1 protein-coding gene is annotated in these 596 nt (G+C 61.2%); it reads left to right on the top strand.

The genetic code is table 11. The annotated features are described in order from the left end of the window. Positions 1-136 precede the first annotated feature (136 nt). Positions 137-596 (top strand): Gfo/Idh/MocA family protein (locus ACR0IP_RS23395; RefSeq protein WP_480528195.1); only part of this gene is annotated, 460 nt, incomplete at its 3' end.

Below are 596 nucleotides of genomic sequence, written 5' to 3'. Positions count from 1 at the left end.
GGGCCGGGCTCGCCCGCCAGTTGCGGGCAAACACCCCGGCCGGGCTTTTCATCATGGAACATGACAATCCATCGGACGCGGCACGGTTTGCGACCAGATCCATTGGCTGGGCGCGCGCCAACATGGAGCAGAAATCATGACCAGCAGGACCCTCGGTGTCGGCATCATCGGATGCGGCAACATCTCGACGTCCTATCTCGACCTTGCTCCGATTTTCAGGGGTATCGAGATACTCGCCTGCGCGGATATCAACGAGAAAGCGGCCGAAGCCCGGGCCAAGCAATATGGAATCCGGGCCGAGAGCGTCGAAGCGATGCTTGCCGCCGATGATATCGACATCATCGTCAATCTCACCGTACCGGCAGTGCATTATGAGGTGTCGGCAAAAGTGCTTGATGCCGGGAAGCATGTCTATTCCGAGAAGCCATTCGTGCTGTCGGTCGAGGAAGGCCGCGATCTCGCGCATCGCGCGGACAAGAACGGATTGCGGGTCGGATCGGCCCCGGACACCTTTCTCGGCGGCGCGCATCAGCTTGCCCGGCACCTGATCGACGAGGGGCTGACAGGCCGTATCACCGGCGGAACCTGCCATGTGC

It is taken from the genome of Ruegeria sp. AL11 (assembly GCF_056540865.1).
This window is presented reverse-complemented; position numbering and strand designations above follow the sequence as displayed.